At 34.8% G+C, this 23,180-nt stretch carries 18 protein-coding genes; 16 read left to right on the forward strand and 2 right to left on the reverse strand.

Going from position 1 to position 23,180, the window contains the following annotated elements; genetic code table 11:
• The first annotated feature begins 46 nt into the window (after positions 1-46).
• The 7 genes from C1H87_RS18670 (at position 47) to C1H87_RS18705 (ending at position 9,317) form a co-directional block, all read left to right on the forward strand.
• The gene (locus C1H87_RS18670; protein ID WP_102757271.1) at positions 47-952 is read left to right on the forward strand and encodes a DUF6607 family protein; all 906 of its coding nucleotides are present in this window, start codon (positions 47-49) and stop codon (positions 950-952) included.
• A 36-nt stretch (positions 953-988) separates the two neighbouring features.
• Positions 989-3,412, forward strand: a complete 2,424-nt coding sequence (locus C1H87_RS18675) for a TonB-dependent receptor (RefSeq protein WP_102757272.1) — start codon at positions 989-991, stop codon at positions 3,410-3,412.
• 9 nt (positions 3,413-3,421) lie between these two features.
• Positions 3,422-4,909, forward strand: a complete 1,488-nt coding sequence (locus C1H87_RS18680; RefSeq protein ID WP_102757273.1) for an ankyrin repeat domain-containing protein — start codon at positions 3,422-3,424, stop codon at positions 4,907-4,909.
• 3 nt (positions 4,910-4,912) lie between these two features.
• The gene (locus tag C1H87_RS18685) at positions 4,913-5,410 is read left to right on the forward strand and encodes a DUF2271 domain-containing protein (protein WP_102757274.1); all 498 of its coding nucleotides are present in this window, start codon (positions 4,913-4,915) and stop codon (positions 5,408-5,410) included.
• A gap of 13 nt (positions 5,411-5,423) precedes the next feature.
• Entirely contained in the window at positions 5,424-7,628 is a 2,205-nt protein-coding gene (locus C1H87_RS18690; RefSeq protein WP_102758327.1) for a PepSY domain-containing protein, read from the forward strand.
• Positions 7,629-7,639: 11 nt separating this feature from the next.
• Entirely contained in the window at positions 7,640-7,990 is a 351-nt protein-coding gene (locus C1H87_RS18695) for a DUF6686 family protein (RefSeq protein WP_102757275.1), read from the forward strand.
• A gap of 643 nt (positions 7,991-8,633) precedes the next feature.
• Positions 8,634-9,317: a Lipl32 family lipoprotein gene (locus tag C1H87_RS18705; RefSeq protein ID WP_102757277.1), complete on the forward strand. Its 684-nt coding sequence runs from the start codon at positions 8,634-8,636 to the stop codon at positions 9,315-9,317.
• Between the two features lie 122 nt (positions 9,318-9,439).
• On the opposite strand, the gene C1H87_RS18710 is transcribed toward C1H87_RS18705, so the two are convergent.
• A complete protein-coding gene (locus C1H87_RS18710) occupies positions 9,440-10,309 on the reverse strand; it encodes an AraC family transcriptional regulator (RefSeq protein WP_102757278.1) in 870 nt (289 codons plus the stop codon).
• A gap of 143 nt (positions 10,310-10,452) precedes the next feature.
• Between C1H87_RS18710 and C1H87_RS18715 the strand changes: the two genes are divergently transcribed.
• Genes C1H87_RS18715 through C1H87_RS18725 form a run of 3 tightly spaced genes read left to right on the forward strand, consistent with a single transcriptional unit; the run spans position 10,453 to position 12,045 of the window.
• A complete protein-coding gene (locus tag C1H87_RS18715; protein ID WP_102757279.1) occupies positions 10,453-10,863 on the forward strand; it encodes a hypothetical protein in 411 nt (136 codons plus the stop codon).
• Positions 10,856-11,452: a hypothetical protein gene (locus tag C1H87_RS18720; RefSeq protein WP_158655276.1), complete on the forward strand. Its 597-nt coding sequence runs from the start codon at positions 10,856-10,858 to the stop codon at positions 11,450-11,452. Before C1H87_RS18715 ends, C1H87_RS18720 begins: the two co-directional genes overlap by 8 nt.
• Positions 11,453-11,487: 35 nt before the next feature.
• Complete coding sequence (locus C1H87_RS18725) at positions 11,488-12,045, forward strand: porin family protein (RefSeq protein WP_102757281.1); 558 nt, start codon at positions 11,488-11,490, stop codon at positions 12,043-12,045.
• A gap of 292 nt (positions 12,046-12,337) precedes the next feature.
• On the opposite strand, the gene C1H87_RS18730 is transcribed toward C1H87_RS18725, so the two are convergent.
• A complete protein-coding gene (locus tag C1H87_RS18730) occupies positions 12,338-15,322 on the reverse strand; it encodes a GH92 family glycosyl hydrolase (protein WP_102757282.1) in 2,985 nt (994 codons plus the stop codon).
• Between the two features lie 190 nt (positions 15,323-15,512).
• Between C1H87_RS18730 and C1H87_RS18735 the strand changes: the two genes are divergently transcribed.
• The 6 genes from C1H87_RS18735 to C1H87_RS18760 all read left to right on the forward strand — a co-directional run bounded on the left by C1H87_RS18735 (position 15,513) and on the right by C1H87_RS18760 (position 23,172).
• On the forward strand, positions 15,513-16,673 hold the full coding sequence (locus C1H87_RS18735; RefSeq protein WP_102757283.1) for a DUF4185 domain-containing protein: 1,161 nt from the start codon (positions 15,513-15,515) through the stop codon (positions 16,671-16,673).
• Positions 16,674-16,809: 136 nt separating this feature from the next.
• Positions 16,810-17,565, forward strand: coding sequence for a GntR family transcriptional regulator (locus C1H87_RS18740; protein ID WP_102757284.1), 756 nt, complete (start codon positions 16,810-16,812; stop codon positions 17,563-17,565).
• Between the two features lie 79 nt (positions 17,566-17,644).
• Entirely contained in the window at positions 17,645-18,094 is a 450-nt protein-coding gene (locus tag C1H87_RS18745; protein ID WP_102757285.1) for a DUF5004 domain-containing protein, read from the forward strand.
• Between the two features lie 31 nt (positions 18,095-18,125).
• Positions 18,126-18,992: a DUF4961 domain-containing protein gene (locus C1H87_RS18750; protein WP_102757286.1), complete on the forward strand. Its 867-nt coding sequence runs from the start codon at positions 18,126-18,128 to the stop codon at positions 18,990-18,992.
• 51 nt (positions 18,993-19,043) lie between these two features.
• The gene (locus C1H87_RS18755) at positions 19,044-20,027 is read left to right on the forward strand and encodes a DUF4961 domain-containing protein (RefSeq protein ID WP_102757287.1); all 984 of its coding nucleotides are present in this window, start codon (positions 19,044-19,046) and stop codon (positions 20,025-20,027) included.
• Between the two features lie 13 nt (positions 20,028-20,040).
• Positions 20,041-23,172: a SusC/RagA family TonB-linked outer membrane protein gene (locus C1H87_RS18760; protein WP_102757288.1), complete on the forward strand. Its 3,132-nt coding sequence runs from the start codon at positions 20,041-20,043 to the stop codon at positions 23,170-23,172.
• The last annotated feature ends 8 nt before the right edge of the window (positions 23,173-23,180 follow it).

Genomic DNA, 23,180 nt, shown 5'->3' on the forward strand with positions numbered 1-23,180 from the left:
TGTAAATTTTTAATTTTTTTTAACCAATAAACTCAAATAACTAATAATGAGAATATTAACAACTTTTTTGATAGTAACTTTAACATTTTCGACATTCGGAAATGCTCAAAGCAAGAAAAAACAAGATGCAGAAGCCATTAAAAAAATGTGCGGTTGCTACGAAGTAACATTCAACTTTGCAGAAACTTTTAACTATAGTAAAGACTCACTTTATCAGCCATCTAAAACAAAAATTGCTAAAGGTTTGGAGTGGGCACAACTTATAGTAGATGGTAAAGACAAGGTTTCAATTCAACATTTACTTCAGGTTGGAGATCCATCAAAACCCCATATCGTAAAACATTGGAGGCAAGATTGGCTTTATGAGAATACCGATTTCTATATGTTTAATGGTGATAACACCTGGAATTATGTGTCTAAACCAAAATCTGAAGTAAAAGGTCAATGGACTCAAAAAGTGTATCAGGTAGATGATAGTCCGAGATACGAAGGCTCCGCAACATGGGTACATGTTGATGGTAAAAGTTATTGGGAGAACATAACAGATGCACCACTACCAAGACGGGAATATACCAAGCGAAGTGATTATAATGTAACCGTTAGAGGAAATAGACATGAAATTACAAACTATGGTTGGTTGCATGATCAGGATAATGCTAAAGTAATCCGTGAAGCAGAAAAAGAAGATGTTATTCTGGCAAAGGAAAAAGGATATAACACATATGTGAAGGTGGAGGATAGCAGATGCCAAGCAGCAGCAGATTGGTGGAAGGAAAACAAAGCAAAATGGGCTTTAGTACGCCATAAGTGGTCTGAGGTTTATGGTAGAAATAAAAATCTGGCTTTAGAATCGAAAGTGAATAACAAGGTACTTTTTAAATACTTGTTTTCCGATGACTATAGCAAAGCTGAGAACATTAGTGACGTTATAGAATCTTTTGTAACTAAATAAACCCCAATAAATTACTACCAAGGAAATTATTAAATAATGAAAAAAAACTTAACACTACTGTTAATAGTTATATCAATTTATTCAACATACAGTCAAGCAATATTAAAAGGCGTTGTAAAAAACGAATCAGGCGAAGCCATTCCATATGTAAGCGTTTATTTGGAAGGGACACAATTGGGCGTTTCTTCAAAAACAGATGGTACGTTTATCATCAAAAATGTTCCGTATTCAACCTATAAAATCGTAGCAAGTGCCGTTGGGTACAGTCAGGTTTCGCAGGAGATTGTTGTAAATGGAAATATAGATGATATTACTTTTAAGCTTAGTGCAAATACAGAGCTGGAAGAAGTTGAACTTTTTGGAACAAGACATAAAAGAGCCGAAAAATTAGAAACCTTAACCCGATTACCATTAGCTCCTAATGAGCAACTGCAAAGTATTTCCATATTATCGCATGCACTAATCGATAAGCAAAATGCTTTAACTATTAGAGATGTTACCAAAAACGTTGCAGGTGTTTATACGTTTGCCACCTACGGGAATACAAGAGAAAGTATGTCTTTAAGGGGATACCGAGGCATCCCAATATTAAAAAACGGGGTTAGAATTAACTCCGACTTTAGAGGCATAGGTGTTATTACAGATATGTCTGGAGTAGACAATGTTCAAGTACTTAAAGGCGTGTCTGCCATAAGTCAAGGATTAGGAGGTGATTTGGGATCTGCCGGAGGTGTTATAAACATGGTTACAAAAACCCCTAAGTTTTATGAAGGGGGCGAAGTAAGTTTTAGAACAGGTAGCTTTGGAAAAGTAAGACCCACGTTCGATTTTTATGGTCCTTTAGATAAAAATGAAACCGTTGCTTTTAGGGTAGCCGGTGCTTACGACAGAGCAGATAGTTACAGAAGTCATGTAAGTTCGGAGCGCTTTTATGTAAACCCATCCGTAGCTTGGAGGCCTAACGAAAAAACGAACATTATTCTAGAGATGGATTATACCGATGATAGTGTAACACCAGATCCAGGAACGATTAATTTAGGGGATTATGCAACCAACAATATTTACAAGCTTCCAGATAATAATTTTTTAGGTTTCGATTCAGACAGAAGCAATTCGGTTAATACGACCTATGCCATTAGGTTTGAAAGAGAAATTAATAACGGTTTAAGTTTAAAGGCAGGTTTGTTTTCATCTAATTTAGAGACTTACGAGGAGTCGGCTTATGTTTTTCAAGGCGGAGGCAGAACGGGGTTAGATGTGCTCCCTGGCGGACAACGCTATAGAGAATATTATGCCGGAGGTAGACTAGATAAAAATAGTGTGTTGCAAATTGATTTATTGGGCAAGGATATTCAAACAGGGTTTTTAAAACATACATTCCAAGTAGGTGTGGACTATAGAAATTCGGAATTTGATAATGCAGCCTACACAACAACGTACCCAACTAACGATCCTTATGTAGATATTATAGACGTTACCCAACCAATAAACAATACGCTTCCGGGCGGGGTTAGTGTAGCATTAAACCCAGCTAGAGCCACAGGATCTAAAACAAAGTCTTACGGATTTACGGTTCAGGATAAAATAACATTAACAGAATGGGCAGATGTGTTTCTAGGACTTCGTTACTCATCGTTAGAAAGAACCAAAGGGAATTTTATTGGTAGAAGTTTATCGGGAGCTAAGCGTGATGATGCTTTTAATCCCTTACTTGGTTTTAATATTAAACCTCTAAAAAACATTATAGTTTTTGGTTCTTATGCGAGTAGTTCTAACCCGATGACTTCTTTTTATAGAGATATTAATGGTAACGAACTGGGAACAGAACGCTGGGATCAATTTGAAACAGGAATTAAATCGACTTGGTTAGATAATGCATTACGATTTAACGTGACCTACTTTTTAACCGCAAGCAAAAACTTAAACTTAGAAGCTTTAGATGGTAACGGTACATCCTTGGGATATTATTTAAAAGGAGGTGAGGATACAAGAAACGGTGTTGAGTTAGAATTGATAGGAAGGGTTTTGCCTAACTTAGAAGTTATAGCTGGTTATTCGTATTTAGATGCCAGGTATAAAGATCACGTGTCCTATTATTATAATTCCAGTCCTTTAAACACACCTAAACACACGGCTAACTTTTGGACGAGGTACAGTTTTGAACATACTTTAGAAGGTTTGTCGCTTGGTGCAGGAGTCTACTATTTAGGGGAACGACCACATAATGTATGGTCCAGAAACTATACCCATGCAGGTGTAGAACCCGGAGTAAAACCATTCGATTTAAAGGCTTATACAACAGTTAATTTTCAGGCGTCCTATCAATTTAACTCTAAATTAAGTTTAGATGTTTTTGCGAACAATGCGTTTAACGAATTAGGTTATAACGCATACCGAACGGTGTATTTAAATAGAATATCGCCAGCAAATTTTGGAACAACATTGCGCTATAAATTTTAAATATAACATATGAAAGTTTTAAAATTACCCATAGTCTTTCTGTTACTTGTAAGTACACTACAAGCTCAAGAAAACATTTTTTGGAAAAGAGACTTCTGGAAAAACAATCCGACGATAGAAGTTATAGAACAAAAAATAAAAGAAGGTAACGATATCGCAGCATTAAACCCTTATGGGTTTGATGCTGTTGTATATGCGATTTTAGAAAAAACACCCAACAAAACCATTAAACATTTACTCTCTAAAAAGGGAAATGGAGCTAACAAGCTCACTCATGATAAGCGCACCTATGTGTTTTGGGCAGCATATAAAGGGAATCTTGAATTAATGGAATATTTAATATCTAAAAACGCTCGAATGGACTTAAAGGATTCTCATGGGTTTTCTGTGTTAACCTTTGCTGCGGTAGTAGGGATAACAGATACAGCGATATACGATTTATGTATTAAAAACGGAATAGATGTAAAAACAGATAAGGAGGAACACGGAGCAAATGCACTATTATTAATTATACCGCATCTTAAGAATTTTGAGATGGTCGATTACTTTACAAAGAAAGGCTTACGTATAGATAGTAAAGACAATCAAGGTAACGGCGTGTTTAATTATACGGCAAGAGCCGGAAATAAAATCATGCTCGAAAAATTAATTGAGAAAGGGCTTTTTCATAATAAACCAAACAATAATGGAGGCAACGCTATACTAATGGCAACTCAAGGTTCCAGAAGCGGTTATAATTCGTTGGGTTTTTTAAAATATTTAGAAGGTTTAGGAATTAACCCCAATATTACAAATAACGATGGTACCACACCTCTGCACCATTTGGCTTATGGCAATAAAGATTTAAAAACGTTAAACTATTTTTTAAAAAAGGGTGTAGATGTAAATCAGTTTGATAAAGATGGCAATACGGCATTAATTAATGCCTGTGGCGATAATACTTTAGAAATAATAACCGCATTGGCTTTAAAAACAAAAGACCTTAACAAGGTTAATAAAAATGGACAGTCTGCTCTAATAAAAGCTATAAATAACAGCCCTTCAATTATTAGTTTTTTAATAAAAAAAGGAGCAGATGTCCATGTTATTGATGCCAAAGGAAACAACTTGGCTTTTTACTTATTTAAAACCTTTAGTTCCCGTAAAAAGGAAGTGTTTGATAAAAAAGTAAAACTATTAATTAGCACTGGGTTTAATATAAAATCAACCCAAAAAAATGGTAATACCTTATATCATTTAGCTATTTACAATGGCGATTTAGAATTGTTACAATATGTAAATACGTTAGGTATTGATATAAATGCTAAAAACAAGGATGGTCTTACGCCATTGCATTTGGCAGCTATGAAGGCTAAAAATGTAGACGTATTAAAATACCTGCTCTCAGTTAAAGCAGATAAGGCTATTAAAAGCGATTTTGATGAATCTGTTTACGATTTGGCCAAAGAAAATGAATTACTTAAACAAAACAATATCGATATTAATTTTTTAAAATAAGTCATGAAAAATACAACAGTTTTTAAAACGGCTCCTATGTTTATTCTGACTCTATTCGCTTTGTTCGGGTTTGGGAATAAGCTTGTAAATACAACCGCTTATAAATGTATGATACAAATGACCAATTATGAAGGGGAGGGTGCTTATATAGCCATTTCGTTATTAAACCCGAAAGGGAAATACGAAAAGACGTTATACGTACAAGGTGATGATGATGAATGGTATTTCGATATCACAGAATGGTGGAAGTTTCAAGGAAAAGTGAGAACAGATATTGATGCTATAACCGGGGCAACCATTAGCGGTGGCGGACGTACCATAAGTGTAATTCAAATTGATGATGATAAAATTGATGCAGGGTACAAAATACGTTTCGAATCTGCTGTAGAAGATCAAGAATATTATAAAGATGATGTTGAATTTGAATTAACAACGGCATCTGTAAAAAGTAAAGTAGATGGTAATGGCTTTATACGTTACGTACGTATGATGCCCCAATAATCAATACATGTCCATGACCATTTCTATATGGAGATATAGTCACTTAACACTGGCTATATTGTCCTCTGTTTTTATCTTGTTAGCCACTTTAACGGGTCTTATTTTAGCGTTCGAACCGATTTCAAATCAGCTAAAACCCTATGCCATTAAAGATGCTGACGGGCTTTCGCTTTTTACAACCATAGAGAACTTAAAGTCTGAATACGATGAAATAATTAGTATAGAAATTGATGAAAATGATTTTATAGCGGCTTCGGTTTTAACCAAAGCAGGAAAAAATGAAACATTCTATATCGATCCTTTTACCGCCAAAAAAATAGGGGACATTATTGAAAAGACACCACTTTTTAAGTTTACAACCAATTTACATAGATCCCTGTTTTTAAAATCTATCGGGCGTGTTATTATTGGCATTGTATCGTTTTTATTGTTTTTAATAGCGCTTACCGGTACGATTTTAATTAGTAAGAGACAAGGTGGATACAAGCGTTTCTTTTCTAAAATTGTAAAGGAAGGTTTTAATCAATATTACCATGTCGCTTTAGGAAGATATGCTTTAATTCCTATTATAATTGTTACTTTAACTGGCGTATACCTTAGTTTAGAAAAGTTTTCTTTATTACCATCTAACAAGGTTTCGCATACCATAAAAGAAGCATCCAGTATAGAAAACCCGAAACAGTTACGTGCAGATTTTACGCTTTTTAAATCACTCACTTTAAAAGAGATATCGCGTGTAGATTTTCCTTTTTCAGATGATGCCGAAGATTACTTCTTTATAAAGCTCAAGGATAGTGAGATATTCGTTAATCAATACTCTGGAGAAATCGTGAGTGAACAAGGGTATGGTATAACGGCTCAGGCATCAAGCTGGAGTTTGTTATTGCATACGGGGCAAGGAAATACATTTTGGGCTATTATGTTATTATTAACCTGCATTGCCATTTTATTTTTTATGTATTCAGGATTTACGATGGCTTTAAATCGTAAAAACAAAAGTGTTACTATACAGAATAAGTATACTAAAGACAATGCAGAGTTTGTCATTTTAGTAGGATCTGAGACCGGTAGTACTTTCAATTTTGCAAATACGTTATATCAGGCGTTGATTGCGTTGGGAAAGTATCCTTTTATATCAGAACTTAATAGTTATTCAACCTATAAAAAAGCAAAGCACCTAATAGTACTTACTGCTACCTATGGTGATGGAGAAGCCCCAACAAATGCTAAGAATTTTGAAAACCTCATTGGTGAAATTCGCCAGCAAAATACGCTTCAATATTCAGTAGTTGGCTTCGGTTCTTTGGCATATAAAGGGTTTTGTAAGTATGCCATTATAGTAGATGCTATGTTGCAATTACATAAGCAGTTTGTACCTAATTTATCACTTCATAAAATAAATAACCAATCTTTTGATGCATTTAAAGATTGGGCAAAATCCTGGGGTGTGAGTAAAGGATTAGCTTTGAATATTGAAGAACCACAAAAAAAGTTAACTCATAAAAAATTGAAACAGTTTAAGGTTGTAAACCGATCTGTAATAAATACCGATGACACATTTTTATTGGAATTGGCACCTGAACAAAAATTGAAATTTACTTCGGGGGACTTGCTTAGCATATATCCGAATAACGATTCGGTAGAGCGCCTGTATTCCATAGGTAAAATAAATGGAAACATACTACTAGGCGTAAAAAAGCATGAGTTTGGCTTATGTTCAACCTATTTTAGTCAGCTTAAAAAAAACGATAGCATATTAGCAGATATTAAACAAAATAAAGGCTTTCAATTTCCTGCCTCGGCAAAAGAAGTTATTATGATTGCTAACGGAACTGGTATAGGGCCATTTTTAGGAATGCTTAACGACAAAAACTTCGAAAAAGCTAAGAAATACTTGTTTTGGGGAGCACGAACACAAGCATCGTTTCAAATGTATTCCAGTTTAGTAGACGAGGCGTTTTATAACAATAAGCTTTCAGGGCTTTATTTAAGTTTTTCAAAAGAAAAAAACCAAAAAAAGTATGTGCAAAACGCCATTACAGAAAGGTACGATTTGGTATGTCGGGTTTTAAAAAATGATGGAGTTATTATGATCTGTGGTTCTATTGCCATGCAAAAAGATGTTTTAAAAACATTAGATCGTATAACCTTGGGAAAACTAAAGTCCCCTTTAAACGATTTTGAAAAAAGAGGTCAGCTTAAAATGGACTGCTACTAAAAAAGAAATACATGTGTTGCCAAAATACCATAGCAAAAAATTATAGCGGTCAACTTTCCTTTTGTGAAGACTGCCAGATATATCGTCTTACATTTAATAATATATGTATTGAGTTTGATGAACAAGAATTCAGTTCGTTTCAAATGTTTCTAGAAGCTATAGATGTCGACTATTGGGAGACGAAATACGAGCGTACCGCCATGGGCCGTAAAATTCCAATTCAAACCATACAGCATAATCTTACGATCATACTTAACAAACAAGAATTAGAAGCGTTAAAGGATTTAGTGATGTTAAAAACCAAGAAACCATTTAATGAACTGTCTGTAATCGATATAGATTATTTATTCTTTTTAAATTAATCTAAGGGTTTAAAATGGTGCTGGATCTGTATTAAAACAACAACTAAAAGCAAATTCTACATTTGCTTTTTACTTGATAGAATATACAATTATACTGGTTTAATAAAACCATAGCAGATTAGGAATGTTTCTAATAGGTAAGTAGAAACTTGCTAATTAATACAATTTTATATATTTTGTATTTTCTTACAGTTAGAATAGGTTTTTATATACACAAACATGAGTGATTCGGATTATATACTTGTTATTGCAATTGTAGTTACAAGTTTATTGTTAAATATTGATGCCCTAAAAAATCGACAAGAGAAAAATTTCTTTAAGGCAATTACAGATTTTTTATTTGTACCATTAGTTATTTCGATTTTAGTAATATCTGTATTATTAGGTTTTAACGATTAGAGAGACGTTAAATGTAATTTCCTGATTTATTATGGTTTATGAGTGAGATGTTGTAGCTTTTTAATATACCCTGTTTTCAGGGTAGTCACTTTCACTACAAAGGGGGTTTTTCTTCGAGCTTCAATACTGCACCTTTGTCTTGTGTTTAACAAATAAAAAACATATTATTTGCAATAAACATTTTTTTTAAAAGTTTATAACGAAGTGTGTCATAAAAAATCAATAATTATTTAACAAATCAACGATGAAAACAAAAATCTTAATCCTATTTACAGTTATCGCATTCGGAAGTCATTTTGGTGCGCAAGCTCAAAAATTAAAAAAGTTTGGTAGTTCTACCGAGAAAAAAATGGGCCCCAAAACCATTAAAGTTCCTTACACAGATGTTGTATCATACCTTGGGTATGCAGCTCCTGGTAATGAAGACGAAACAAGAGAAGGTAAAAAGTTTTACTACATCTATGTTTGGATACCAGCTGTGGCACCAGAATTAGGTGTTAGAATGATGTCTCCTGTAGGGAAAACCAAAATAAAGAATGCAACAATGGCAAAAGCTTACGAAGCAAATGCAAAATCTAGCGAGTATTTTGATACCTACATTACTTTAGAGCGATCGGACATTATAAGTAAAGACAAAATAAGTGCTGAGGCTGCGAAAAGCGCTAAATGGACTAAACTGGAATATAACGACGATAGTAGCGAAATGCCTAAACAACCAAGTGGAAGCAGCTATAACTCGTTGTTAAGATATAAAAGCCAGGTAGGAGATCCACTTAAAGCCTTAACTGTTGGTCTTTACCGTATCGGATTTACAACGTATAAAAAAGGAGAAGTTAAGGGTACATTTTTAGCTCAAGTAGCAGCTCCTATTAAATTACCGGGCGTGGCAATGGCAAAAACCATTGAAGAATTAAAGAAAGCATTATAATAACATAACATTGTAGAAGCGACACACTCTACTTAAGAGGCTGCTCCAAAAGTAAATTTAACATCTTTTGAGGCAGTCTCTGTTTTTATGTATAAGCTATAAAATTAAAATAGCACAAATGATTATTCTACAGGAATATAAATCTCAGTTAGTAATTCCTCTTCGGGTGTGTTACTTTCGTCATTAATATAAAACTCCAAAGTTGGCTTATCGGCTAATTCCATAGGCATTTCAGTAAGCCAGTAGGTATATATTTTAGCATAGGTTTCGTCGCAAGATTCATGACTACCTTTGTGAATAAACTTAGCATACTTTTGCTTTTTTATAATCTTGGTTCTAAACAAGCCTTCCTCATCAACATCCTTGTCATCATCTAGTACCACAGCCGCATTATATCTACATTTTAAAACATCCGTTATTTCTTCATCATCCAGAATTTCACCTATAAAAGGCGTTTTATCATGAAGCACTTTCTTTTTAAGAGCGTAAATAACAAGTTGCTCCCAGATATCCTTAATGGCTTTAATGTTATCGTAGTCGCCATAATATGTAAGGTACATAATTTTAAGATCGGGCAATTCCTCTACCGTATATTCTGGTTTATAGTCCTCGTCGAATTCTTCGTCAAGCACAATTTTTTTGGTCAGGTTTTGTCTATAATCATAAGAGTTTCTAAAAATAGAAGGAGAACAACGAAAGTGTTTTTTAAACGCCTTGCTAAAGGAAGAAATCTCACTATAACCAACATCGTAGGCTATATCTGCTATAGATTGGTTAGAGAATTTTAAATACTCTGCAGCCTTTTCCAGACGTAACCGCTTTTGGTACTGTCCTATGGTTTCCTGATGCAGGGATAAAAAAATCCTGTTAATATTTCTGTACGAATAAAAAGCCGTGTTTTCTATATCCTGTACGGTTATTTCTTCTTTGAATTTATCATCCAACATACTCAGCAATCTTTTATATCTGTCTAAACGTGTAGCGTTTTCCATAATTAAGGTTTTTTAGAACAAATTAAAGCCATAATTCGCGAGTCTATTTATCCATTTAGGACAATTGTAAAATTAAACACGTTGTCCAAAATGGATAACAAGTGACGTGAATAACCGTATAATTTTGCTCAAAAATAATACATATGGTTAAAATATTTTTACAACTCATTTTTTATGTGCTTTTTCTTGTTTTGGGAATGACACATGTGGCAAGTTCCCAGAATATGCAAAAAGAACATCTTGCTAAATACTGGAAATTAAATAGTTACAGAATAGACTCCAAAAGTTATCCAATTTCAAAAAAAGAGAAAGGGGACAAGCTTTTACTTCATGCTAACATGTCTTTTGTCTCGGTTTTCGAAGGAGAAAAGGAATCCGGTATGTGGTATTTAGATGCTTCAAAAGGAATTGTTTACCTGTATAAAAACGAGGACGATAAGGAGCCTTTACCAATAGAAATTCTTAAGCTCACAGCTAATAGTCTTGAGGTACGTTTAGACATACCAGAGATTAAAAAGGTTGTTTTTATCTATAAAAAAATGGAAGATGGTTAAAAAGCTGAAGTATTTGCTGCCCATATTCTGTTTGTTATGTTTTTCGATGGTAAGCCAGGAGGAAGATGTACTGTGGGAAAAGAATAACTATGATGTGGATGATAAAGATAATGGCTCTAATAATTGGGCAAATTGGTTGACCTACAAAAAGATGTTTAGTAAACATCATGAAAACTGGTCTATAAAATATACTGGTTTTGAGGATGTTGATGATGACTTTATCATACCATTTACTTTGTCTTACGAACACAATAAGATTAAAGCGGGCATCTTAGAAGGTTTAGGATATAAGAAAGCCGATATTTTTTCGCTAGGTTTTGGTTTTGATGGGTATCTGGTTATGTATCCCGGTGTTTATCTGGGGTTGGGAGTAGGTGTATCTCCAGGTATGGAAACCATAACTAAAATAAATGACTCTAAAAACTCACGCTTTTATATAAATGGCGGCCTTAAACAAGGACTCAAGATAGTACCCTGGCCCAAATTGGGGATTGTACTAGGAGTCGAATTCTTCCAAAAGCTTCAAAGATCGAAAGTGTATACATCCGAGATTGGTTGGGCATTGGAACTGGGAATCAATTTTAAATAAACAAATTAAATAGTAACATTAAAACAAGTATTAAAATGACAAAGAAAGCAAAATTGTTTACATTTTTTATTCTATCCATATTATGGATGTCGAACGCCCAAAGTGGAGGAAGTTCCGATTTTGAATTCGGAATAAAAGGCGGGGCGAATTTATCTGGGTTTAGAAACGTTTCTTCCAAGTATAAAGCAGGTATATCTGCTGGATTGTTTGTGCAATGTCAAGTGTCCGATCGTGTTAGTTTACAATCTGAACTATTGTATAATGCTTTTGGCGGAAAAGCGAAAAATAATAATCAAAAAACAAAACTTAATTATGCGAGTTTCGTACCCGTTAAACTTAAATATCAATTGTTTGATCTTTTAAAAATAGGCATAGGGCCTCAAATATCCTATCTAGTTTCGGCTAAAGGAAGAGGTGTTTCCAAAAAGAATTTTAATAAACTGGATTTTGGAGGCGTTGCAGGGTTAGAAATAGAGCTTGTAGAAAAATTAAATGTTTTTGCTCAATATTACTATGGTGTACGTGATATTTCAAAAGCACCAGGAAAGGTAAGTAATAAAGCAATTCAGGTAGGTTTGGCGTATAGTTTTTGATTTGTAGTGAAACTCAATTTTGAGATGTCTGGAAGACATATTCAAAATTACGAGTTGAGCTAATCCTCACTTTTGTAGTAGGATTTAAATTTAATCCTTTTATTCATTAGTAGTGCCAAACCGAGGTTGATTGATAGTGGTTGTCGGTGTAGTTCCCGACGGATTAGTCGGAAGAATTTTTCTTCCGGCTTTTCTTTTGATTATAGGGAACTTGGAAAAACTAAAGTTTCTTCCAAGTTCTACAACCAAGACAAGATACGCATCCTTAAACATTGGGTTATGAGCTAAAGCTTTACTTCAAGAACTTTTCAATTTCTTTTTTCCATACCAAGTACCCTTTTCCATTTAAATGTAAACCATCTATGCTATAAGATGTATTGAGTTTTCCGTGTTCGTCTGCAAAAACGGGGTTTAAATCTATGTAGTTTATGTTTCTTTCTGCACATAGCTGTTTTAAAAAGCGGTTGATGTCTCTAATGCTCTTATTGGGTCTTGTGCTATGAACGTTATCATCTACAGGGAGAATACTTTGAATAAAGATTTCTGTATTAGGCGATTGCTTTTTTACGGTATCCAGAATGGTTACATAATTATTATTAATGTAATCGACCGTTTTACCATAAGCTAGGTCATTAGTACCAATCATGATAAACAGTTGTTTTGGATTGGAAGAGGTTACTTCTTCCAATCGACCTAACACCCCATCGGTATCGTCGCCACCAATACCACGATTTTTAATATTGGGGTTTTGAAAAAGCTCGGACCATTCGGCGCCATCGGTGATGCTGTTCCCTAGAAAAATGATTTCATTTTCAGTATCAGGAAGGGACTCAAAGTGTTCTTTTTTATGATAATAATACGCTTTAATAGCTTTGTTCCATTCTGCCAGTTCTTCGCCCAATCTATCGTAAGCTAAAATGATATCCTGTTCTTCTTTAGAAATTAGGGTACTCAACGAAGGTGGAGAATTTTCGGGTTTAGCGCCCCATTTTTTATTGGGCTTCGATCCCATTTTTAAAATAAGTTTGCCGCCATTTATAAGATCGCTATGATAGAACCAAGGTTTATTTAATGGTTTGCCATTTAGTTTAGCAGATTGAATATAGATGTTATCGGACGATACATTTTTGGCTTCAATAACAAAAGTGCCACCCGGATAATATTTAGGATCTAGTTTTAAGGTTATTTTTTTAAACTGCGGGCTTCCAATTTCATATATCGGGTTTATTGAAGTGCCCCCATCCATTTGGAATAGTCCCATAGCACTCATAACGTACCAGGCACCCATTTGCCCTTGGTCTTCATCGCCTTTCCAGCCTCCAATAGGATCGTTACCATAATATTTGTTTCTAATTTCATTCACCCATTTTTGGGTAAGCCAAGGTTTGCCAGAATAATTAAACAAATAAGCGGCTTGCATATTGGGTTGGTTACCATGGTTAATAGGCAAAACGCCCATACCATCGAGGGAATTACTGCCTAAATGCTCTGAGTTGAAATTGTGTTTGGCTGAGGTTTCAAACCCCTCTTGCAAACGGTTATTAAATGTTTCTTTACCCATGAGGTTAATTAATCCATTAATATCGTGCGGTACAAAATAGGTGTATTGCCAAGCATTACCCTCAACAAAACCAGACCCTAACCAGGCAACATCGCCAAATGGCTTAAAGTTAGGCACCCAACTACCATCTGCGCGTTTTCTTCTGGTAAACCCAATGGTTTTATCGAAAACATGTCTATAATTATAAGCTCGTTTAGTAAACTCCTTATAATCCTTTTCTTTTCCCAGTGCTTTGGAAAACTGCCCTACAGTGTAATCATTATAAGCATAAGCCAATGTATTGGAAGCAGGGCCTTCCTCATCAGGTACATAGCCCTTTTCAATATAGGTTTTAAGGTTTCTGTTACCCACATAGCCACCACTTTTATGCAAATGTCCAGGTTCTTTTTGTAGCTTAACTATAGCTTCGTATGCCTTTTCAACATCATAATCCTTTATACCCTTATGGTATGCATTTGTAATCAGGGCAATTTGATCTGATGCAACCATGATACCAGAATACTCAATACCAGTGGCCCCTTTAGGTAACCAACCTCCTTTATCGTATATTTCCAGAATACTGTTTACCCAGTTATTGGCAATATTAGGAGTTGCTAAAGACCATAATTGGTTTAAATTCCAATACGTTCCCCAAAAAGCATCACTGGCATATAAAGGTTTAGAAGCATCCTTCAATTGCTGTACTTTTTCGTTCATGTCCATGTATGTCCCATTAACATCACTCCAGGTACTTCTACCCGCATAAGCTCTATACATATTGGTATAAAACTTCTTTTTTAGATCTGTTCTGGGATCTTCAACAGTAATTTTATTGAGTAAGTTGTTCCATGCCGTTTGCGAATCATTTTTAACGGCATCAAAGTCCCAATTGAAGGCATCCAGCTCGGTTTCCAAATTTAATCGTGCTTGGGGAATACTCACCAAAGAGATACCCGTTTGTACCATGATTTGTTCACCTTCTTTAGTATCAAACTCTACAAAAGCACCAACATCTTTATGACCAAAACCAGAAGAAATGTTTGTTGCGTTTCTAATAATATCTTCTTTTACCCAGCCATTAAAACTTTTAAAGGGCTTGTTAAAACGCATAACGAAATTAAGTGTATAATCGTTAAACTGTGCTTTCCTGAGGCTTTGTTGGTAACTAACCCCTTCAATTTCATAATCACTTACTTTAGTTATTTGGGTATAAAAAATTTCGTAACCATATTCGGAAGGAATTAAAAGGTCAACCAAAATTCTCGCCTCTTTTGATTCTGGAAAGGTGTAACGTTGAAATCCTGTTCTGGTTGTTGTAGTAAGTTCTGCCTTTACATTATAGTCATCTAATATAACCGAGTAATAACCCGCTTCTGCTTTTTCATTTTTATGGGAAAATCTCGAACGATACCCTCTGTCTGGATCTTTTTCGGTGCCTTCCTGAATTTTTAAAGCTCCCGTAGTTGGCATGGTCCTAAGACCTGCCATGGTCCATGAATGGATATGGCTAAAACCCGATATATTTTCAATAGTGTATTCGTAACCTGCTTTCCAGCCTAATTCTTGATTATCTGGACTAAGTTTAACCATTCCGAATGGGCGGGTAGGTCCGGGAAACATATTCCAACGCGAGTCGTGGGTGCCAACCATAGGATCAACGAAATCTACTGGGCGTTCTTGAGCAGAAATGCTTTGCAAAAGAGTAATTATGCCGAAGCAAAACATAAGTTTTTTCATGAAATATTGGGTTTTGGGGGGAGGTATCAAAAATTAAGCCTCTTTTTTATAGGTTATTTTTAAGAAATTGTTAATTCTTTACAAAGGTATTAAAATATGAATTATTATGTATGGACATATAAACAAATAAACTATATTTGCACCAAAAATTATTGTACATACAATTTAGTGTTAGTTTACAAGTTTGATTATGAGCTATTCCGGCCAGTATTATTTAGTAAGTATTATGAGAGTATGTATTTCGCTGGTCGGAATATGCCTTTTTTCTTGTGTTGAAAAGAAGGAAGAGGTTAAGCTAGTAGATCATTCAGAAGTTGAAAAGGAGATTGAGGTTACAAAAGCCCAGGTATTCAACAAACTAGTCGTTGTAGATAGTTTGGGCGTAACAGGAGCAGACGGAGCCATTTCGTTTCTGCTAACAAATGGAACATCTGTATTTATGATGGGAGATTCCTTTTTAAAACCAGTTGTAGATGGAAAAAGGGATCCGAAAAGTAAAATGATTAACAATACGTTTATTGTTGTAGATAAAAAGAACAACAGGTCTACTTCAATATTTAAGGGAACTTTAAATGATCCAGAAACCATGTTGTTGCCTAAAAATAACAAGGGAACTAAAGAGTACTATTGGCCTGGACATGGTTTCGAATTTAATGGCGAGCTTCATATTTTTATGTCGAGGTTTAAGCATATTTCTAATGATACCTGGGGATTTAAATATACTGGGGTTGACTATTTAAAATTAGATAAGGAGACTTTCAGTATCATTTCTCAGGAAGATTTTCCGTATGCCTTAAAAAATGGTGTTCACTATGGTCATTCCATAATTAATGAACAGGATTATACCTATATATATGGTAGCAAACAGGTTGATGACGGGGCTACATTACATGTAGCGCGGGGTGTTGTTGATGAAGCTACGAATACATTAACGGGTTACGAGTTTTTTAATGGCAAAGATTGGGTTAAAACCCCAGAGGAATCAGAGCAGTTAAAAGGAATTGACAAGCAAGTGCCCGAGCAGTTTACAGTGTTTAAGTATAGCAATAAGTATATTTTAATAATGCAGGAAAGGGATCTTACTTCAGGTAACATCTACTCGTATGTTTCAGATTTACCAACTGGGCCATGGAAGAACAAAACATTTTTGTATCATACAACCGAACAAGAAACATCTAAGAAAGATAAATTATTTACGTATAACGCAATGGCGCATCCTCAATTTATTGAAAATGATAGGTTGTTAGTTTCATATTGTACCAATAGTTTTTTGGTACCAACAATACATGAAAACGTAGATTATTACCGTCCGAAGTTTTTATGGGTGCCTATGAAAAAAATATTGAACTAGCTTAAGCCCAGTGAATTAAAGGGGTTGGTTATCATATGTTAATAAAAGACCTTTATTGCCCATTTATTAGTTGAATTTTTGCAAAAACAATTATATATTTGTTAAGTTATTCATTTCTTTTATTATATTTGTTTATATGTACGAACATAGTGTTATCGATAAATTGTTGAAAAAAGTAGATCATGGAAGTGTAATCCCATTACATATTCAGGTGGAAGAGCTATTGATGAGTATTATAAAGCTACCGGATTATGCAAATGGAAAGTTACTTCCTAAAGAAGTAGAGCTTGCCAAAAATTTGGGAGTATCAAGAAGTACAGTGAGACAGGCTAGTAATAGGTTGTCTGAAAAAAATCTAATAATTCGGAAAAAGGGTATAGGAACCCGGGTAAATAAGGATATGGTTACCACTAATTTAGATAGCTGGTCAAGTTTTAGCAAAGAAATGCTTGAAAAAGGCAAGACTATAATTAGTTATGTTTTCGAATTAAAGTTAATAAAATCAAATAAATTGGTTAGTCTAAAGCTAGGTGTAGAAGAAGGTACTAAGGTGTATAAGCTGTCTAGAGTAAGAGGCGTAAAAAAAGAAGCCAAAGTATATTTTATTTCTTATTTTCATCCTAAAGTGCAACTTAAGAAAGACTACGATTATTCCAGACCGCTTTATAGTATTATTGAAGAAGAGTGTGGCTATTATGCAGAAGTTTCAAAAGAAGAGATTTCGGCAATAGTTGCCAACAAAGCTTTGGCGGATAAACTCAATATTAAAGTAGGCGATCCTATACTTAAAAGAGATCGTTTGGTTTTAGACAGAGGTAAATCTGCTCTAGAATATAATATTGGTTATTACAAGGCCGAAAACTTTAAATACTCTGTAGAATTAAGAAGATAATATAATGTAAACATTAAAGATAAAAATAACCCCAATTAACACCCAATTCTATGTATGAACATTTAAACATTTACAAATTATGATGAAAAATATTTTTACTATATGCGTGTTAGCGCTTTTTTTTATTGGCTGCGAAGACGATGATAATATTAATCCATCTGGATTAATCGAAAATACAGTTGATATAAGCGGTAACTGGCAAGTTGCTTCTGTAACTCAAAACAATATTGATATTACTAACCAATTCGATTTTCAATCGTTAGGTTTAACATTCAAAAACAGTGGAGATACCCCGTCCACATTTACTAAAACAGGAACATCCAATATCCCTTTTCCATTTTCTATGACAGATGGAGCGTTTTCATTCGATGATTTGGTCTACCCAACAAAGCTAAATTTTTCTGGTAGTGAGGACATTACCATGGAGTTAGCAGAGCTTCCTTTAGTTTCAAAAGGCAAAGACTTCAAATTGAGGGTAACCTTAGGCTGCTCAGATAACATATATGTGTATTCATTTAAGAAAAAGTAAAGTCTATAAAAAAAACTTAACCTAAACAAACATGAAAAAACTATTTAAACCAATCAGAAAAAAGACAGTAAGTGTGATCTTATTGTGCTTTACATTGTTACTATTCGTAAAATGTATAACTATCGAAGGAGTTACACAACCAACAACTGCAACTACAGGAGAGGTAATTAATATTACTTTGGATCTGAAAATGTTGCCAGAAGCAGATGATGATGAGTATTTAATTTTTGGATTTTTAGCCCCGATATCTTGGGATGTCGAGAACACGGCAACGGTTACTTATACCTCTACTGTGGGGAATGGAACAATGAGTTTAGCCCCTGTTGATGAAATTGCTCCTAATTCTTCCACCAATCTTACCTGGGCGAATGAAATGGCATCAGAACTTGGAATTGGTGCCAATTCGGGAGATGTTAAATGGATCGTATTTAAATCTGATGTTGAACTAGTAGGAGCAAATGGTGTTGAAATAACAGGTGAGATACAATTACAGGTTACGGTTGGTCCGGAAAACCTTAAAACTCAACTTGGGTATGCCGTTGCTAATTCAAATTATGGTGTTAAAGTTTCTAATGGTTATCATGCAGTTTCATTCACAAATTGTATGGAAGTAACTGGAGGAACAAACCCTATTCACGATTTATGTGCATCTCTAAGTGTTGATAATGAAGCTTTCGATCAGGCAAGTATCCTTCCAAACCCTTTTAATCATACTTTACGTATTGATTCTCAAGATCGTTTACAAAAAGTCGAGATTTATTCTATGCTAGGAAAAAAGGTAGGGGATATACATTCAGGTTTTAAAAATATTCCCACCGATTATATTTCTAAAGGAGTTTATGTAGTAAAAGTTTACTCCGATAAAGGAGCTACTACGAAAACCCTTATTAAAAATTAGAATATCCGGTTTACAAATCTAAGCCCCATTCAAAAAGATAAAAAAATTACAATGAAAAAACTTTTAAAAGGAATTAAAAGCTCTCTCCTGGTGAGAGGGCTATTGTTCTCTACGTTTCTATTGTTCACGATGTGTATAACTATTGTGGATATTACACAACCAACATCGGCGACAGTTGGTGAGGAAATCGATATAACGGTCGATTTAAAATTAAATCCTATCGCCGACGATACTCATTATTTGATGTTTGGGTTTCTAGCACCAAAATCCTGGGATGTTGAAGGAACTGCAGTAGTTACTTATATATCTAGTGTTGGAAATGGTACTATGAGTTTAGCACCAGCAGATGAAAAAGCCCCATTAGCCGATACCAATCCTGGACCTAATAATTGGGTAAATGAAATGACCGAAATTATTGGTATAGGAGAAAATTATGGAGAAGTTAAATGGGTTGTATACAAATCAGACGTTACCTTAAATAGTATAAATGGTGTTGAAATAACAGGTCAGGTTCAATTAAAAGTAAAAGTTGGCCCAGAAAACCTAGTTACACAATTAGGATACGTAGCTGCTAATACAGGTTATGGAATTAGAGATACAAAACATGCAGCAAAGTTTACAGATTGTATGGAAGTAACCGGAGGTACGAATCCTAGAAAAGATTTATGCGGGGAGATTCCTAATCCGGTAACCTACCAACCAGAATCATTTTCTTTTGAAGATATCGTTAAGATCAATTTTGATGCAGCAAAAGGGGGCGGTGCATTAGTTGGAACAGATCAGGTGTATTTATGTATTTCTGCAAAGGTAGAAGGTAATACCGTAGATATTTGTGATAAAAGCGACGCTGTTAAGATGAATAGTTTAGGAGGTAATTTATGGGATATTACCATTTGGCCTAGAGGGCTTTTTAATGTGCCTAAAGGTTCTAGTATTTCTGAGATTAGCTACTCCTTTAAAAATGAAGCAGGAAACATCGTTGTTCAGGATCCAAATACAACCGAAGACTTTATACTGGAAGAAAACTGTAATTAATTAAAGAATACATATGAAATTAAAAATATTAAGCCTTTTAATACTAATATTTATCGTATTTGGAAATCTTACGGCTTATTCCCAAAGTAGAACGGTAAAAGGAATAGTAACTTCCGGATCGACTAATTTTCCACTAGCATTTGCTAACGTATCAATAAAATACACACCTTACGGGGTGTCAACAAATTTTGATGGAAGTTACGAGATTCGTCTACAAGAATCAGAAACTACACTTATATTTAGCTATCAAGGCTTTAAAACTCAGGAGGTAGTTGTTACTAAATCTGAAATTAATATTGTGCTTCAAGAAGATATAACCAAGTTAGATGAAGTTGTACTTATTGGTTACGGAAGCTCTTCAAGAAAAGATTTAACAGGATCGATAGGATCACTTAAATCAAAGGATTTAGATGCGGTACGAGTAACATCGGTTGATGAGTTTGTACAAGGACGTGTTTCTGGGGTGGTTTTAACCCAAACATCCGGACAACCTGGTGGTGCCTCTTCAATTAGAATTAGGGGTACAAGTTCAATTCTTGCAGGAAATGAACCCTTATATGTTATCGATGGTGTTATTGTTGAAAGTAGTAATTCCATGCAATCTTCTGGTATAGCAGATGGACCACCAATTAACGCGATGTCTAACATTAACCCGGCAGATATTAAGTCGATCGATGTTTTAAAAGATGCCTCGGCAACTGCGATTTATGGATCCAGAGGAGCGAGTGGTGTTATTATAATTAAAACAAAAAGAGGGCATAATGGAGAAGTAAAAGTAGACTTCGATTCGTATTTAGGTGTACAAACGGTTAATAAAAAACTTAAGCTTTTAAACGGAGCACAATTTGCACATTATATAAACGAAGCAAACTATAATGCAGGCATGCCAAGACTGTATACAGACCCTACAGCATTTGGTGAAGGAACAGATTGGCAAGACGAATTATTTAGAGAAGCTATTATTCAAAATTACAATTTCTCTGCAAGAGGCGGTAACGAGAATGTAAAATATGCTCTTAGTGGTTCTTACTTGGGGCAGGAAGGTGTTGTACAAGGAACAGATTTTAATCGTATGAGTTTTAGAGCTAATCTAGATTTTAAACTAAGCGAAAATGTAAGTCTTGAAAATACAGCTAATATTAGTAGAATAAATTTCAATACAGTAAATACAGAGGGAAGCACAGGTTTAGGTAGAGGAAGTTTTGTTTCTAGAACATACGATTTTAGCCCGTTACTTCCTGTAGTTACAGAAAATGGAGATTACACAAAAGCTAATTATATGGTTGATAATAACGGATCGTTTGTTAATACGATTGAAAACTCAAACTTTGTAGGCGGTACTGCCTTAGTGAATCCGTTGGCCGAAATCGCTTTAAACGAAAGTAAAGGAAAGAATACGCGATTAATGAATAACTTAGTGCTTAAATGGGAACTAAGAAAGAATCTGCATTTTAAATCTTCTCTAGGTGTAGACTTATTGTTTAACGACGAGAGTGTGTTTAGAACTGTTCAACTTGATTTTTCTCCATCTAGACAAGCCAATGCTTTAAGAGCTAAGCAGCTAAGTTCTAACTGGGTTAATGAATCAACACTAAGATATACAAACACATTTAACAACAAACACAATTTAAACAGTTTTGTTGGTTTCTCTGCGCAGCAATTCGAAGTAGATAATTTGAGCGGGATTGCGTTAGGCTTTCCAGTAGAGAATTTCGGAACCGACAATATTGGTTTGGGAGAACAGCCAACTATAGGTTCTGGATTAACAAAATCTGCATTACTATCCTATTTTGGTCGTGCTAGCTATACTTACGCTGGTAAATATATCATTACGTTAACAGGAAGATACGATGGTTTTTCCGGGTTTGGAGAAAATAACAAATATGAATTTTTCCCTTCGGCAGCTTTAGCGTGGAATATCTCTGATGAAGGATTTATGGAAGACTCAAGTGTATTTTCACATCTTAAATTAAGATTGGGTTATGGAGAAGTTGGTAACTCAGCGTTAGGAGCATACTCGTCATTATCAAGATATAGAAAATCCATTCATTATTTTGGAGGTGAGCCAGCACCAGGGTTTATCCCTTCTTCTGCAGCTAATGCAGATCTTAAGTGGGAAGTGTCTCAGCAATATAATGCTGGTTTAGATATGAGTTTCTTCGATAGTAAATTAGGTATAACGATAGATGTGTATAATAAAAAGACGGAAGATTTATTATTGAATTTACCAACCCCTTTACAAACAGGTTATAGTATTGCAACCATAAATGCCGGTAATGTAGAAAACAGAGGTATTGAAGCATCATTAGATGGTAAAATATTTACAGGAGAACAGTTCGAATGGTCGGCAAATGTAGCCGTATCATACAACGAAAATGAGATTACAAACCTGGCTGGGTTAGATCAAATTTCAACAGGAGCAGGCGTTAACGTTATAGATGGTTGGCAGCGTTTAGTTGAAGGTGGTGAAATTGGAGCTTTCTTCGGATATGTATCTGACGGGATAGCACAATTAGATGATAATATTAGTAGCATTCCTCATTTCCTTACAGAAACCTTAGTGCCGGGAGAGCGCAAGTACAAGGACTTAAATGGTGATGGCGTAATCAATGCAGACGACAGAACTTTTATAGGGAATCCAAATCCGGAATATAGTTTTGGAATCAGTAATACGTTTAGATATAAAGCATTCGATTTGAATTTATTTATACAAGGCGTATATGGTAATGAGATTGTTAACTTTAATAGATACAATATAGAAGCTCTAGACGGGCGTTCGAATGTTACTTTAGAAGCGTTTAGTAATAGATGGACACCAAATAATCCTTCCAATACATTTACAAGAGCAGCTACCGGACAGCGTGTTGCCAGATTTTCAGATCACTTTGTTGAGGATGGATCTTACTTAAGATTAAAATCTATTACGTTGGGCTATTCTGTACCAGCATCGTATATGACCAAAACTGGAATTAACAGAATGCGATTTTATGTTACAGGTAAAAACCTGTTTACTTTAAGTGATTACAGTGGTGTAGATCCAGAAGTAAGTGTAGGAGGGCAAGATAATAACCTAAGTGCCGGTGGCGATTTTGGTAGCTACCCATCTACACAAACGTTACTGTTTGGATTAAACTTTAACTTTTAATGCTAAAT

This window comes from Flavivirga eckloniae (assembly GCF_002886045.1).
Lineage (GTDB): Bacteria > Bacteroidota > Bacteroidia > Flavobacteriales > Flavobacteriaceae > Flavivirga > Flavivirga eckloniae.